The following is a 15,482-nucleotide window of genomic DNA, read 5'->3' as shown; positions in this document are numbered from 1 at the left end:
GTAGTTGTAATGTATTTTTCAGGCCGGCATAATGGTCGGCCTGATTTTGTTTTAGGTCAGTAGCTCAATTGGCAGAGCGACGGTCTCCAAAACCGTAGGTTGGGGGTTCGATTCCCTCCTGACCTGCCAGATTCACTCGGTGTGTCTGGCTTTCTTTTCACAGGATCTTCATAGATGACTCCTAAGGCTGAAGCTCAAGGCTCTCGCTTCGATCTGCTCAAGTGGCTTGTAGTGGTCGCTTTGGTGGTGGTTGGCGTTGTAGGCAATCAGTATTACTCTGCTTCGCCGATCCTGTACCGTGTACTCGCTTTGCTTGTCATTGCTGCTGTAGCTGCCTTTGTAGGCCTGCAGACTGCCAAGGGCAAGTCTTTCTTTGTACTGGTTAAGGAAGCTCGTACCGAGATTCGTAAAGTCGTATGGCCAACTCGCCAAGAAACCACGCAGACCACTCTGATTGTTGTGGCTGTTGTTCTGGTTATGGCGTTGCTGTTGTGGGGGCTTGATTCCCTGCTCGGCTGGCTTGTTTCCTTGATTGTCGGCTAAGGGTGTCCCGTGGCTAAGCGTTGGTACGTTGTGCATGCTTACTCGGGTTACGAGAAGCATGTCATGCGCTCGCTGATCGAGCGTGTAAAGCTGGCTGGCATGGAAGATGGCTTCGGCGAAATTCTGGTTCCCACTGAAGAAGTGGTTGAAATGCGTAATGGCCAGAAGCGCAAAAGCGAACGCAAGTTCTTCCCTGGTTATGTGCTGGTACAGATGGATATGAATGAGGGTACTTGGCACTTGGTCAAGGATACTCCTCGGGTAATGGGTTTTATCGGCGGTACCGCTGATAAGCCTGCGCCAATCACTGATAAAGAAGCCGAGGCGATTCTGCGTCGCGTTGCTGACGGTAGCGACAAGCCGAAGCCGAAGACGTTGTTCGAGCCAGGTGAAACCGTTCGTGTCAATGACGGTCCTTTCGCTGACTTTAACGGTGTTGTTGAAGAAGTTAACTACGAAAAGAGCCGGATCCAAGTGGCAGTGCTCATTTTCGGTCGCTCTACTCCGGTAGAGTTGGAGTTCAGTCAGGTCGAAAAGGTCTAACTGGACAAGCATCCCAACCCCGCAGCCCTAGGCTGTGGGGTTTTGTCGTCACTGGGATAAACGCGCAAGTAACCGGGGAGCCTTTCGAGGCGTTCGAACCCGTAATTGGAGTGCCTCATGGCCAAGAAGATTACCGCTTACATCAAGCTGCAAGTGAAGGCCGCTCAGGCTAACCCAAGCCCACCTGTTGGTCCTGCTCTGGGTCAGCACGGCGTGAACATCATGGAATTCTGCAAGGCTTTCAACGCCCGTACCCAGGGTCTGGAAGCTGGTCTGCCGACTCCAGTGATCATCACTGTCTACAGCGACCGTAGCTTCACTTTCGAAACCAAATCCACCCCTGCTTCGGTTCTGCTGAAGAAGGCGGCCGGTCTGACCAGCGGTTCCGCTCGTCCGAACACCGTTAAGGTTGGCACTGTTACCCGTGCTCAGCTGGAAGAAATCGCGAAAACCAAAAACGCGGATCTGACTGCAGCTGATATGGATGCAGCCGTGCGCACTATCGCCGGTTCTGCTCGTAGCATGGGCCTTAACGTGGAGGGTGTGTAATGGCTAAGCTGACCAAGCGCCAAAAGGCTATCGCTGAAAAGATCGAAGCAGGCAAGTCCTACAACTTCGAAGAGGCCGCAACTCTGCTGGCCTCGCTGCCAGCTGCCAAGTTCGTCGAGTCGTTCGATGTGGCCGTTAACCTGGGTGTAGACCCGCGTAAATCCGACCAGGTCGTTCGTAGCGCTACTGTGCTGCCACACGGCACTGGCAAGACCGTTCGCGTTGCTGTGTTCACCCAGGGTCCAGCTGCCGAGGCCGCTCTGGCTGCCGGCGCTGACCGCGTAGGCATGGACGAACTGGCTGCCGAAATGAAAGGCGGCGACCTGAACTATGACGTAGTGATCGCATCCCCGGATGCCATGCGCGTTGTAGGTCAACTGGGTCAGATCCTCGGTCCACGTGGTCTGATGCCTAACCCGAAAGTTGGTACCGTTACTCCAGACGTAGCCACCGCGGTTAAAAACGCCAAGGCTGGTCAGGTTCGTTATCGCACCGACAAAAACGGCATCATCCACACTTCCGTTGGCAAGATCGGCTTCGATGCCGTCAAGCTGAAGGAAAACGTTGAAGCCCTGATCGCTGATCTGAAGCGTATCAAGCCAGCTTCCTCGAAAGGTATCTACGTCAAGCGCGTTACCCTGAGCACCACCATGGGCCCAGGTCTGGTTATCGACCAGAGCTCGCTGGACGCGTAAGACAAAAATTGGCGCAGGTGACTGCGCCAATTGAAAGATTGGGGTCCCTGCCTGGCGGGGGCTATCCAAGACCGTAGGCGACGCAAGTCTTAAACCTCAAGCCTACGCAGATGGTGCTCCCGGTTCCTTACCGAATCAGACACCAAAACGACATTCGGTTTCGATCGAATGAAACGGTAACAAGCAGGAGTTAAACCCGTGGCAATTAATCTCGAAGACAAGAAGGCCATCGTCGCTGAAGTCAACGAGGCTGCCAAAGTCGCTCTGTCCGCTGTCGTGGTTGATGCCCGTGGCGTAACAGTAGGCGCAATGACCGGACTCCGTAAAGAGGCTCGTGAAGCTGGCGTTTACGTACGTGTTGTACGTAATACCCTGCTCAAGCGCGCTGTTGCTGGCACTTCGTACGAAGTGCTGAACGACGCGTTCACCGGCCCGACCCTGATCGCATTCTCCAACGAACACCCGGGCGCTGCTGCTCGTCTGTTCAAGGAATTTGCCAAGGGTCAGGATAAGTTCGAGATCAAGGCAGCTTCGTTCGAGGGCAAGTTCCTCGCAGCGAATGAGATCGACGTGCTGGCAAGCCTGCCAACTCGCGACGAAGCTATTGCGAAACTGATGAGCGTGATTCAAGGCGCTACCAGCAAGCTGGCTCGTACTCTGGCGGCAATTCGCGATCAGAAAGAAGCTGCTGCAGCCTGAGGCTGAGCGTTTCCAATCTCGCGTATTTTTGTTTATTTCGACGGCCGTACAGGCTGTCCACCAAATCAGGAATTGAGTCATGTCTCTGACTAACGAACAAATCATCGAAGCAATCGGCCAGAAAACCGTTCTGGAAGTTGTTGAGCTGATCAAAGCAATGGAAGAAACCTTCGGCGTGACCGCTGCTGTTGCTGCTGCTGGTCCAGCTGCTGCTGCCGCTGTTGTTGAAGAGCAAACCGAGTTCAACGTTGTTCTGGTTGAAGCCGGCGAGAAGAAAGTAAACGTGATCAAGGCAGTTCGTGAACTGACCGGTCTGGGCCTGAAAGAAGCCAAAGAGAAAGTCGACGGCGCTCCTCAGGTTGTAGCTGAAGGCGTTTCGAAAGAAGCTGCTGAAGACGCTAAGAAGAAGCTGGAAGAAGCAGGCGCTAAAGTCGAGCTGAAGTAAGCATCGACTTTGCTCCTCCAGCCCGAGCGTCAAGCGACAGGCTGATGGCTGGTGGCTCTTGCCACCGGCCTTTTTCCGTTATTGGCAGCCGACTCGGTCGGTGCCGATAACGAGCTGTAACCATCCGATGTGATGGCGCAAACCATGGGGTTTGCACGATTTTCTGGCTGCTCCCGTCGGGAGGGGCCAAACAAGCAGGTGACCAAGCTGGGGAACGCTGATGGCTTACTCATATACTGAGAAAAAACGTATCCGCAAGGACTTTAGCAAGTTGCCGGACGTCATGGATGTGCCTTACCTCCTGGCCATCCAGCTGGATTCGTATCGTGAATTCTTGCAAGCGGGAGCGACTAAAGATCAGTTCCGCGACGTGGGCCTGCATGCGGCCTTCAAATCCGTTTTCCCGATCATCAGCTACTCCGGCAATGCTGCGCTGGAGTACGTCGGTTATCGCCTGGGCGAACCGGCATTTGATGTCAAAGAATGCGTATTGCGCGGTGTAACTTTCGCCGTACCTTTGCGGGTAAAAGTGCGCCTGATCATTTTCGACAAAGAATCGTCGAACAAAGCGATCAAGGACATCAAGGAGCAAGAAGTCTACATGGGTGAAATCCCCCTGATGACTGAGAACGGTACCTTCGTAATCAACGGTACCGAGCGTGTGATCGTTTCCCAGTTGCACCGCTCCCCGGGCGTGTTCTTCGACCACGACCGTGGCAAGACGCACAGCTCCGGTAAACTGCTGTACTCCGCACGCATCATTCCTTACCGCGGTTCCTGGCTGGACTTCGAGTTCGACCCGAAGGACTGCGTATTCGTACGTATTGACCGTCGTCGCAAGCTGCCGGCCTCGGTACTGCTGCGCGCGCTCGGCTATACCACCGAAGAAGTGCTGGACGCTTTCTACACCACCAACGTATTCCACGTTAAGGGCGAGACCCTGAGCCTGGAACTGGTACCTCAGCGTCTGCGCGGTGAAGTTGCTGTTCTCGATATTCAGGATGACAAAGGCAAGGTAATTGTCGAGCAGGGTCGTCGTATCACTGCCCGTCACATCAACCAGCTGGAAAAAGCCGGGATCAAAGAGCTGGACGTGCCTCTGGACTACGTCCTGGGTCGCACCACCGCCAAGGTCATCGTGCATCCGGCAACCGGCGAAATCCTGGCAGAGTGCAACACCGAGCTGACCACTGAAGTCCTGGCAAAAGTCGCCAAGGCCGGCGTCGTTCGCATCGAAACTCTGTACACCAACGATATCGACTGCGGTCCGTTCGTCTCTGACACTCTGAAGATCGACTCCACCAGCAACCAATTGGAAGCGCTGGTCGAAATCTATCGCATGATGCGTCCAGGCGAGCCGCCAACCAAAGACGCTGCCGAAACCCTGTTCAACAACCTGTTCTTCAGCCCTGAGCGTTATGACCTGTCTGCGGTCGGCCGGATGAAGTTCAACCGTCGTATCGGTCGTACCGAGATCGAAGGTTCGGGCGTGCTGTGCAAGGAAGACATCGTCGCGGTACTGAAGACTCTGGTCGACATCCGTAACGGTAAAGGCATCGTCGACGACATCGACCACTTGGGTAACCGTCGTGTTCGCTGCGTAGGCGAAATGGCCGAGAACCAGTTCCGCGTTGGCCTGGTACGTGTTGAGCGTGCGGTCAAAGAGCGTCTGTCGATGGCTGAAAGCGAAGGCCTGATGCCGCAAGATCTGATCAACGCCAAGCCAGTGGCTGCGGCGGTGAAAGAGTTCTTCGGTTCCAGCCAGCTGTCGCAGTTCATGGACCAGAACAACCCGCTGTCCGAGATTACCCACAAGCGTCGTGTCTCCGCACTCGGCCCTGGCGGTCTGACTCGTGAGCGCGCGGGCTTCGAGGTTCGTGACGTACACCCGACTCACTACGGTCGTGTCTGCCCGATCGAAACGCCGGAAGGTCCGAACATCGGTCTGATCAACTCCCTGGCGGCTTACGCTCGCACCAACCAGTACGGCTTCCTCGAGAGCCCATACCGTGTGGTGAAAGAGGGTGTGGTTACCGACGAGATCGTGTTCCTGTCTGCTATTGAAGAAGCCGATCACGTGATCGCGCAGGCTTCGGCGACCATGAACGACCAGAAAGTCCTGATCGACGAACTGGTAGCCGTACGTCACCTGAACGAATTCACCGTCAAGGCGCCTGAAGAAGTCACCCTGATGGACGTTTCGCCGAAGCAGGTAGTTTCGGTTGCAGCGTCGCTGATTCCGTTCCTCGAGCACGACGACGCCAACCGTGCGTTGATGGGTTCGAACATGCAGCGTCAGGCTGTACCAACCCTGCGTGCCGACAAGCCGCTGGTAGGTACCGGTATGGAGCGTAACGTGGCTCGCGACTCCGGCGTTTGCGTCGTGGCTCGTCGTGGCGGCGTGATCGATTCCGTCGATGCCAGCCGTATCGTGGTTCGTGTTGCCGATGACGAAGTTGAAACCGGTGAAGCTGGTGTCGACATCTACAACCTGACCAAATACACCCGCTCGAACCAGAACACCTGCATCAACCAGCGTCCGCTGGTGAGCAAGGGTGATCGCGTTCAGCGTAGCGACATCATGGCCGACGGTCCGTCCACCGACATGGGTGAACTGGCTCTGGGTCAGAACATGCGCATCGCGTTCATGGCGTGGAACGGCTTCAACTTCGAAGACTCCATCTGCCTGTCCGAGCGTGTGGTTCAGGAAGACCGCTTCACCACGATCCACATTCAGGAACTGACCTGTGTGGCCCGTGACACCAAGCTTGGCCCAGAGGAAATCACTGCGGACATCCCGAACGTGGGTGAAGCTGCACTGAACAAGCTGGACGAAGCCGGTATCGTTTACGTAGGTGCTGAAGTTGGCGCAGGCGACATCCTGGTTGGTAAGGTCACTCCGAAAGGCGAGACCCAACTGACTCCGGAAGAAAAACTGCTGCGCGCGATCTTCGGTGAAAAAGCCAGCGACGTTAAAGACACTTCCCTGCGTGTACCTACCGGTACCAAAGGTACTGTCATCGACGTGCAGGTCTTCACTCGTGACGGCGTTGAGCGTGATGCTCGTGCCCTGTCGATCGAGAAGACCCAGCTGGACGAGATCCGCAAGGATCTGAACGAAGAGTTCCGCATCGTTGAAGGCGCGACCTTCGAACGTCTGCGTTCCGCTCTGGTAGGCCACAAGGCTGAAGGCGGCGCGGGCCTGAAGAAAGGTCAGGACATCACCGACGAAGTACTCGACGGTCTTGAGCATGGTCAGTGGTTCAAACTGCGCATGGCTGAAGATGCTCTGAACGAGCAGCTCGAGAAGGCTCAGGCCTACATCGTTGATCGTCGCCGTCTGCTGGACGACAAGTTCGAAGACAAGAAGCGCAAACTGCAGCAGGGCGATGACCTGGCTCCAGGCGTGCTGAAGATCGTCAAGGTTTACCTGGCTATCCGTCGTCGCATCCAGCCGGGCGACAAGATGGCCGGTCGTCACGGTAACAAGGGTGTGGTCTCCGTGATCATGCCGGTTGAAGACATGCCGCACGATGCCAATGGCACCCCGGTCGACGTGGTCCTCAACCCGCTGGGCGTACCTTCGCGTATGAACGTTGGTCAGATCCTTGAAACCCACCTGGGCCTCGCGGCCAAAGGTCTGGGCGAGAAGATCAACCGGATGGTCGAAGAGCAGCGTAAAGTCGCTGAGCTGCGTACCTTCCTGGACGAGATCTACAACCAGATCGGCGGTCGTAACGAAGATCTGGACAGCTTCTCCGATCAGGAAATCCTGGATCTGGCGAAGAACCTGCGTGGCGGCGTTCCAATGGCCACTCCAGTGTTCGACGGTGCCAAGGAAAGCGAAATCAAGGCCATGCTGAAACTGGCGGACCTGCCAGAAAGCGGCCAGATGCAGCTGACCGACGGCCGTACCGGCAACAAGTTCGAGCGTCCAGTTACCGTTGGCTACATGTACATGCTGAAGCTGAACCACTTGGTAGACGACAAGATGCACGCGCGTTCTACCGGTTCGTACAGCCTGGTTACCCAGCAGCCGCTGGGTGGTAAGGCGCAGTTCGGTGGTCAGCGTTTCGGGGAGATGGAGGTCTGGGCACTGGAAGCATACGGTGCTGCTTACACTCTGCAAGAAATGCTCACAGTGAAGTCGGACGATGTGAACGGCCGGACCAAGATGTACAAAAACATCGTGGACGGCGATCACCGTATGGAGCCGGGCATGCCCGAGTCCTTCAACGTGTTGATCAAGGAAATTCGTTCCCTCGGCATCGATATCGATCTGGAAACCGAATAACACGTGACGCGATCGAGAGCGGGGCAGGATTGCCCGCTCTCTGCTCCGCCAGGAGGAAAGGCCTTGAAAGACCTACTGAATTTGCTGAAAAACCAGGGTCAAGTCGAAGAGTTCGACGCCATCCGTATCGGATTGGCCTCGCCTGAGATGATCCGCTCGTGGTCGTTCGGTGAAGTTAAAAAGCCGGAAACCATCAACTACCGTACGTTCAAGCCTGAGCGTGACGGTCTGTTCTGCGCCAAGATCTTTGGCCCGGTAAAGGATTACGAGTGCCTGTGCGGTAAGTACAAGCGCTTGAAGCACCGTGGTGTGATCTGCGAGAAGTGCGGCGTTGAAGTTGCACTGGCCAAGGTTCGTCGTGAGCGCATGGCGCACATCGAACTGGCTTCGCCGGTTGCCCACATCTGGTTCCTGAAATCGCTGCCGTCCCGTATCGGCCTGCTGATGGACATGACCCTGCGTGATATCGAACGCGTTCTCTACTTCGAGAGCTATGTCGTTATCGATCCGGGCATGACCACTCTTGAAAAAGGTCAGCTGCTGAACGATGAGCAGTACTTCGAAGCGCTGGAAGAGTTCGGTGACGATTTCGACGCCCGTATGGGTGCTGAAGCTGTCCGTGAACTGCTGCACGCTATCGACCTGGAGCACGAGATTGGCCGTCTGCGTGAAGAAATTCCGCAAACCAACTCCGAAACCAAGATCAAGAAGCTGTCCAAGCGTCTGAAGTTGATGGAAGCCTTCCAGGGTTCCGGCAACCTGCCAGAGTGGATGGTGCTGACCGTTCTGCCGGTTCTGCCGCCGGATCTGCGTCCACTGGTTCCGCTGGATGGCGGTCGTTTCGCGACTTCCGACCTCAACGATCTGTATCGTCGAGTGATCAACCGTAACAACCGTTTGAAGCGCCTGCTGGATCTGTCCGCTCCGGACATCATCGTGCGCAACGAAAAGCGTATGTTGCAGGAAGCTGTCGATGCACTGCTCGACAACGGTCGTCGTGGCCGCGCTATCACCGGTTCGAACAAGCGTCCTCTGAAGTCCTTGGCTGACATGATCAAGGGTAAGCAGGGTCGTTTCCGTCAGAACTTGCTCGGTAAGCGTGTTGACTACTCCGGTCGTTCGGTAATTACCGTAGGCCCGACCCTGCGTCTGCACCAGTGCGGTCTGCCGAAGAAGATGGCTCTCGAGCTGTTCAAGCCGTTCATTTTCGGCAAGCTGGAAATGCGTGGTCTGGCGACCACCATCAAGGCGGCCAAGAAAATGGTCGAGCGCGAGCTGCCGGAAGTTTGGGACGTTCTCGCTGAAGTGATTCGCGAACACCCGGTTCTTCTCAACCGTGCACCGACCCTTCACCGTCTGGGTATCCAGGCGTTTGAACCGGTACTGATCGAAGGTAAGGCTATCCAGCTGCACCCTCTGGTCTGTGCTGCGTACAACGCCGACTTCGACGGCGACCAAATGGCCGTGCACGTACCGCTGACGCTGGAAGCCCAGCTCGAAGCGCGTGCGTTGATGATGTCGACCAACAACATTCTGTCGCCAGCCAACGGTGAGCCAATCATCGTTCCGTCGCAGGACGTTGTATTGGGTCTGTACTACATGACTCGTGAAGCGATCAACGCCAAGGGCGAAGGTCGTGTGTTCGCGGATCTGCAGGAAGTTGACCGTGTGTTCCGTGCCGGCGAAGCCGCACTGCACGCCAAGATCAAGGTTCGTATCAACGAAACCGTGAACGATCGTGACGGCAACAGCGTGAACAACACTCGTATCGTCGACACCACTGTCGGTCGTGCGCTGCTGTTCCAGGTTGTGCCAAAAGGTCTGTCGTTCGACGTCGTCAACCTGCCGATGAAGAAAAAGGCGATCTCCAAGCTGATCAACCAGTGCTACCGCGTGGTTGGTCTGAAAGAGACCGTGATCTTCGCTGACCAGTTGATGTACACCGGTTTTGCCTACTCGACCATTTCCGGCGTTTCCATCGGTGTTAACGACTTCGTTATCCCGGATGAAAAAGCCCGCATCATCGGTGCTGCCACCGACGAAGTGAAAGAGATCGAGAGCCAGTACGCGTCCGGCCTGGTAACCCAGGGCGAGAAGTACAACAAAGTGATCGACCTTTGGTCGAAAGCGAACGACGAAGTCTCCAAGGCGATGATGGCCAACCTCTCGAAAGAGAAAGTCATCGACCGTCACGGCGACGAAGTCGAGCAGGAATCGTTCAACTCGATGTACATGATGGCCGACTCGGGTGCGCGGGGTTCCGCAGCACAGATTCGTCAGCTGGCCGGTATGCGTGGTCTGATGGCCAAGCCGGACGGTTCCATCATCGAAACGCCAATTACCGCGAACTTCCGTGAAGGTCTGAGCGTACTCCAGTACTTCATCTCGACTCACGGTGCTCGTAAGGGTCTGGCGGATACCGCGTTGAAAACCGCGAACTCCGGTTACCTGACTCGTCGTCTGGTAGACGTGGCGCAGGATCTGGTCGTGACCGAGATCGATTGCGGCACCGAGCACGGCCTGGTAATGACTCCGCACATTGAAGGCGGTGACGTTGTAGAGCCGCTGGGTGAGCGCGTATTGGGCCGTGTCATCGCCCGTGACGTATTCAAGCCGGGTACCGAGGACGTCATCGTTCCTGCTGGCACTCTGGTAGACGAGAAGTGGGTCGAGTTCATCGAGCTGAACAGCATCGACGAAGTGATCGTGCGTTCGCCGATCAGCTGCGAAACCCGCTACGGCATCTGCGCCAAGTGCTACGGTCGTGACCTGGCTCGTGGTCACCAGGTGAACATTGGTGAGTCGGTTGGCGTAATCGCTGCCCAGTCCATCGGTGAGCCGGGTACTCAGCTGACGATGCGTACGTTCCACATCGGTGGTGCGGCAAGCCGTACTTCCGCAGCCGACAGCGTTCAGGTGAAGAACGGCGGTACCGTCCGTCTGCATAACCTGAAGCACGTTGAGCGTGTGGATGGCAACCTGGTTGCCGTGTCCCGTTCCGGTGAGCTGGCGATTGCTGACGACTTCGGTCGTGAGCGCGAGCGTTACAAGCTGCCGTACGGTGCTGTGATTTCGGTTAAAGAAGGTGACAAGGTCGACGCTGGCGCCATCGTGGCCAAGTGGGATCCGCACACTCACCCGATCGTTACCGAAATGAAAGGTACCGTGACCTATGTGGGCATGGAAGAAGGCATCACGATCAAGCGTCAGACTGACGAATTGACCGGTATGACCAACATTGAAGTACTTGATCCGAAAGATCGTCCGGCTGCCGGCAAGGACATTCGTCCTGCTGTGAAGATGGTCGATGACAACGGCAAGGATCTGTTGCTGCCAGGCACTGACGTTATCGCTCAGTACTTCCTGCCAGCCAACGCCCTGGTCGGTGTTGCGGACGGTGCGAAGATTGCGATCGGTGATGTTATCGCTCGTATCCCGCAGGAAACTTCGAAGACCCGTGACATCACCGGTGGTCTGCCGCGTGTTGCCGACCTGTTCGAAGCCCGTCGTCCGAAAGAAGCGTCGATTCTGGCTGAAGTCAGCGGCACCATCGCGTTCGGTAAAGAGACCAAGGGCAAGCGCCGTCTGGTCATCACCCCGAACGACGGCAGCGATCCGTACGAAGAGCTGATTCCGAAGTGGCGTCACCTGAACGTGTTCGAAGGCGAACAGGTAAACCGCGGCGAAGTTATCTCCGACGGTCCGAGCGATCCGCACGACATCCTGCGTCTGCTGGGTGTGAGCGCGCTGGCCAAGTACATCGTTAACGAGATCCAGGACGTTTACCGTCTGCAGGGCGTGAAGATCAACGACAAGCACATCGAGACCATCCTGCGTCAGATGCTGCGTAAAGTTGAGATCTCCGAGTCCGGCGACTCCAGCTTCATCAAGGGCGACCAGATGGAACTGACTCACGTTCTGGTAGAGAACGAGCGTCTGAACGCGGAAGACAAGTTTGTCTCCAAGTTCACCCGCGTTCTGCTGGGTATCACCAAGGCGTCGTTGTCGACCGAATCGTTCATCTCGGCGGCTTCCTTCCAGGAAACCACCCGCGTACTGACCGAAGCGGCCGTAACCGGCAAGCGCGATTACCTGCGCGGCCTGAAAGAAAACGTGGTTGTGGGTCGTCTGATCCCGGCCGGTACCGGTCTGGCTTATCACAGCGAGCGCAAGCGTCGTCGTGATGCAGACAAGCCGTTGCGCGTAAGCGCCAGTGAAGTGGAAGCTGCACTGACCGAAGCGCTGAACTCGAGCGGTAACTGAGTTCTGCGAAAAATGAGCTGAGGCCCTGATCTAACCGTTCATCGAATCGAGACAATTTGTCGAGGTTCGACGAGCGGGGAGGTCGGGGCCTTGCCTTGACTGGGGACAAGATCCTCTTTAGACTCTTGATCCCCTAAATTTGGCGGGAATCCGTTCCTGCCATTTTGCTTTTCTTGCAAGACAATAGCGTCGCAAGACAACAGTGGAGCTAGTAGATGGCAACTATCAACCAGCTGGTACGTCAGCCGCGTAAGCGTATCGTCGAGAAATCCGACGTACCTGCGCTGCAGAACTGCCCGCAACGTCGTGGCGTGTGCACCCGTGTGTACACCACTACGCCGAAAAAACCTAACTCGGCACTGCGTAAAGTATGCCGTGTGCGTCTGACCAACGGTTTCGAGGTTTCCTCGTACATCGGCGGTGAAGGCCACAACCTGCAAGAGCACAGCGTGGTACTGATCCGCGGCGGTCGTGTAAAAGACTTGCCAGGTGTTCGTTACCACACCGTTCGCGGCTCCTTGGATACTTCCGGCGTTAAAGGCCGTAACCAGGGTCGTTCGAAGTACGGTACCAAGCGTCCGAAGTAATCGGCCGTTTTGCAGATTTTCATTTTATTGAGTCGATAAGAGTAAGGTCGGGCGCGAATCCTCAAGGATCTGTCCCGAACTAACCTGAAGACCGTTTGAGGGCTTATCAATGCCAAGACGTCGCGTAGCAGCAAAGCGTGAGATTCTGGACGATCCGAAATACGGAAGCCAAATCCTCGCCAAATTCATGAACCACGTTATGGAAAGCGGCAAGAAAGCCGTTGCCGAGCGTATCGTTTATGGTGCCCTGGAAACCGTTGCGGCTCGCAAGACCGGCACCGATCCCCTGGAACTCTTCGAAAAAGCACTCGACGCCATCGCTCCGCTGGTCGAAGTGAAGTCGCGCCGCGTTGGTGGTGCTACTTACCAGGTTCCGGTCGAAGTTCGTCCGTCCCGTCGTAACGCTCTGGCAATGCGCTGGTTGGTAGACTTCGCCCGCAAGCGTGGCGAGAAGTCTATGGCTCTGCGCTTGGCTGGCGAGCTGCTGGATGCTGCTGAAGGTAAAGGTGCTGCTGTTAAGAAGCGTGAAGACGTGCACCGTATGGCCGAAGCTAACAAAGCTTTCTCGCACTACCGCTTCTAATTTTAGCTTCACTAATTTTGCGAGGGCTTTATGGCTCGTACTACTCCGATTAGTCGCTACCGTAACATCGGTATCGTCGCTCACGTGGATGCTGGTAAAACCACCACCACCGAGCGCGTCCTTTTTTACACTGGCAAAAGTCACAAAATGGGCGAGGTGCATGACGGCGCCGCGACCACAGACTGGATGGTTCAGGAGCAGGAGCGTGGTATTACCATTACTTCTGCTGCCATTACCGCCTTCTGGAAAGGTTCCGAGAAGCAGTACCCGCACGAGCATCGCTTCAACGTAATCGATACCCCGGGCCACGTAGACTTCACTATTGAAGTAGAACGTTCCCTGCGCGTACTCGACGGCGCTGTCGTTGTGTTCTGCGGTACTTCGGGTGTTGAGCCTCAGTCGGAAACCGTATGGCGTCAGGCCAACAAATACGGCGTTCCACGTCTTGTTTACGTAAACAAGATGGACCGTGCTGGCGCCAACTTCCTGCGCGTGATCGGTCAGATCAAGCAGCGTCTGGGTCACACTCCGGTGCCGATCCAGCTGGCTATCGGTTCGGAAGACAACTTCCAGGGCCAGATCGACCTGATCAACATGCAAGCTGTTTACTGGAACGACTCTGACAAGGGTATGGTTCCTGTTCGCAAGGAAATCCCTGCGGACATGCTCGAGCTGGCCACTGAATGGCGCAGCAACATGGTTGAGGCTGCGGCCGAAGCTAGTGAAGAGCTGATGAACAAGTACCTGGAAGGTGAAGAGCTGTCGATCGCCGAGATCAAGGCTGCTCTGCGTCAGCGTACTATCGCTGGCGAAATCGTTCTGGCTGTTTGCGGTTCGTCCTTCAAGAACAAGGGTGTTCCCCTGGTTCTCGACGCCGTTATCGACTTCCTGCCTGCTCCGACCGACATTCCTGCTATCAAGGGTTCCAACCCTGATAACGAGGAAGAAGAGATGGAGCGTCATGCAAGCGACGACGAGCCGTTCGCGGCGTTGGCGTTCAAGATCGCTACCGACCCATTCGTGGGTACTCTGACCTTCGTCCGCGTTTACTCGGGCGTGTTGAACTCCGGCGACGGCGTGATCAACTCGGTCAAAGGCAAGAAAGAGCGCGTGGGTCGTATGGTGCAGATGCACGCAAACGCCCGTGAAGAGATCAAGGAAGTACGCGCTGGCGACATCGCGGCCCTGATCGGCATGAAGGACGTCACCACTGGTGAAACCCTCTGCAACGCTGACAAGCCAATCATCCTGGTTCGCATGGACTTCCCGGAGCCGGTTATTTCGGTTGCCGTAGAGCCTAAGACCAAGGATGACCAGGAAAAAATGGGTATCGCTCTGGGCAAGCTGGCTCAGGAAGACCCGTCTTTCCGCGTTAAAACTGATGAAGAGACTGGTCAAACGATCATCTCCGGCATGGGCGAGCTGCACCTGGACATCCTGGTTGACCGGATGCGCCGTGAGTTCAACGTCGAAGCCAACATCGGCAAGCCTCAAGTTTCGTACCGTGAGCGCATCACGAAGAACTGCGAAATCGAAGGCAAGTTCGTTCGTCAGTCCGGCGGTCGTGGCCAGTTCGGTCACTGCTGGATTCGCTTTGCTCCTGCTGACGAAGGTCAGGAAGGTCTGCAATTCCTGAACGAAGTAGTAGGTGGTGTGGTTCCTAAGGAATACATCCCGGCTATCCAGAAGGGTATCGAAGAGCAGATGAAGAACGGCGTTGTTGCCGGCTATCCGCTGATCGGCCTGAAGGCTACCGTGTTCGATGGTTCTTACCACGACGTCGACTCCAACGAGATGGCGTTTAAAGTGGCTGCTTCCATGGCGACCAAGCAACTGGCCCAGAAGGGCGGTGGTGAGTTGCTCGAGCCGATCATGGCGGTAGAGGTTGTTACGCCTGAAGACTATATGGGTGACGTGATGGGCGACCTTAACCGTCGTCGCGGCATGATCCAGGGTATGGAAGACACAGTGTCCGGCAAGGTTATCCGTGCCGAAGTTCCACTGGGTGAGATGTTCGGTTATGCGACCGACGTTCGTTCCATGTCTCAGGGTCGCGCAAGCTACTCTATGGAATTCAAAAAATACGATACGGCTCCGTCGCACATCGTCGAATCCGTTACCAAAAAACAAGGCTGATTCAGCCCCTTTAGGCTAGGAGTTAATTGTCGTGGCTAAAGAAAAATTTGATCGTTCCCTACCGCACGTAAACGTTGGCACCATCGGCCACGTTGACCACGGTAAAACCACTCTGACCGCTGCTCTGACTCGCGTCTGCTCCGAA

12 protein-coding genes and 1 tRNA gene are annotated in these 15,482 nt (G+C 55.9%); all 13 read left to right on the top strand.

All coding sequences use genetic code 11. The annotated features are described in order from the left end of the window. The first annotated feature begins 53 nt into the window (after window positions 1–53). Window positions 54–129 (top strand) — tRNA-Trp (locus M5B44_RS28600). A 45-nt stretch (window positions 130–174) separates the two neighbouring features. Then, window positions 175–543: a preprotein translocase subunit SecE gene (gene secE / locus M5B44_RS28595; protein WP_007916493.1), complete on the top strand. Its 369-nt coding sequence runs from the start codon at window positions 175–177 to the stop codon at window positions 541–543. A 9-nt stretch (window positions 544–552) separates the two neighbouring features. Further along, window positions 553–1,086: a transcription termination/antitermination protein NusG gene (gene nusG / locus M5B44_RS28590; protein ID WP_007957598.1), complete on the top strand. Its 534-nt coding sequence runs from the start codon at window positions 553–555 to the stop codon at window positions 1,084–1,086. 117 nt (window positions 1,087–1,203) lie between these two features. Continuing rightward, a complete protein-coding gene (gene rplK / locus M5B44_RS28585; protein WP_003228756.1) occupies window positions 1,204–1,635 on the top strand; it encodes a 50S ribosomal protein L11 in 432 nt (143 codons plus the stop codon). After that, window positions 1,635–2,330 carry a 50S ribosomal protein L1 gene (rplA, locus tag M5B44_RS28580; RefSeq protein WP_011336175.1) on the top strand — a complete coding sequence of 232 codons (696 nt, stop codon included), beginning with the start codon at window positions 1,635–1,637 and terminating at the stop codon, window positions 2,328–2,330. The genes rplK and rplA overlap by 1 nt, the downstream gene beginning before the upstream one ends. A 198-nt stretch (window positions 2,331–2,528) precedes the next feature. Then, complete coding sequence (gene rplJ, locus M5B44_RS28575; protein ID WP_011336174.1) at window positions 2,529–3,029, top strand: 50S ribosomal protein L10; 501 nt, start codon at window positions 2,529–2,531, stop codon at window positions 3,027–3,029. Between the two features lie 79 nt (window positions 3,030–3,108). Further along, window positions 3,109–3,474, top strand: a complete 366-nt coding sequence (gene rplL / locus M5B44_RS28570; RefSeq protein ID WP_007957596.1) for a 50S ribosomal protein L7/L12 — start codon at window positions 3,109–3,111, stop codon at window positions 3,472–3,474. 220 nt (window positions 3,475–3,694) lie between these two features. Then, window positions 3,695–7,768, top strand: a complete 4,074-nt coding sequence (gene rpoB, locus M5B44_RS28565) for a DNA-directed RNA polymerase subunit beta (RefSeq protein WP_085712353.1) — start codon at window positions 3,695–3,697, stop codon at window positions 7,766–7,768. A gap of 63 nt (window positions 7,769–7,831) precedes the next feature. After that, the gene (gene rpoC / locus M5B44_RS28560; protein WP_085712352.1) at window positions 7,832–12,031 is read left to right on the top strand and encodes a DNA-directed RNA polymerase subunit beta'; all 4,200 of its coding nucleotides are present in this window, start codon (window positions 7,832–7,834) and stop codon (window positions 12,029–12,031) included. A 215-nt stretch (window positions 12,032–12,246) separates the two neighbouring features. Beyond that, window positions 12,247–12,618, top strand: coding sequence for a 30S ribosomal protein S12 (gene rpsL / locus M5B44_RS28555; RefSeq protein ID WP_003186084.1), 372 nt, complete (start codon window positions 12,247–12,249; stop codon window positions 12,616–12,618). A gap of 109 nt (window positions 12,619–12,727) precedes the next feature. After that, complete coding sequence (gene rpsG, locus M5B44_RS28550; protein ID WP_007957592.1) at window positions 12,728–13,201, top strand: 30S ribosomal protein S7; 474 nt, start codon at window positions 12,728–12,730, stop codon at window positions 13,199–13,201. 30 nt (window positions 13,202–13,231) lie between these two features. Further along, a complete protein-coding gene (gene fusA, locus M5B44_RS28545; RefSeq protein WP_085712351.1) occupies window positions 13,232–15,337 on the top strand; it encodes an elongation factor G in 2,106 nt (701 codons plus the stop codon). A gap of 31 nt (window positions 15,338–15,368) precedes the next feature. Next, window positions 15,369–15,482: GTP-binding protein (locus M5B44_RS28540; protein WP_007916459.1), on the top strand; the 114-nt coding region annotated here is incomplete at its 3' end.

It is taken from the genome of Pseudomonas sp. MWU12-2029 (genome assembly GCF_023242425.1).
GTDB classification, from domain to species: Bacteria; Pseudomonadota; Gammaproteobacteria; order Pseudomonadales; family Pseudomonadaceae; genus Aquipseudomonas; species Aquipseudomonas kribbensis.
This window is presented reverse-complemented; position numbering and strand designations above follow the sequence as displayed.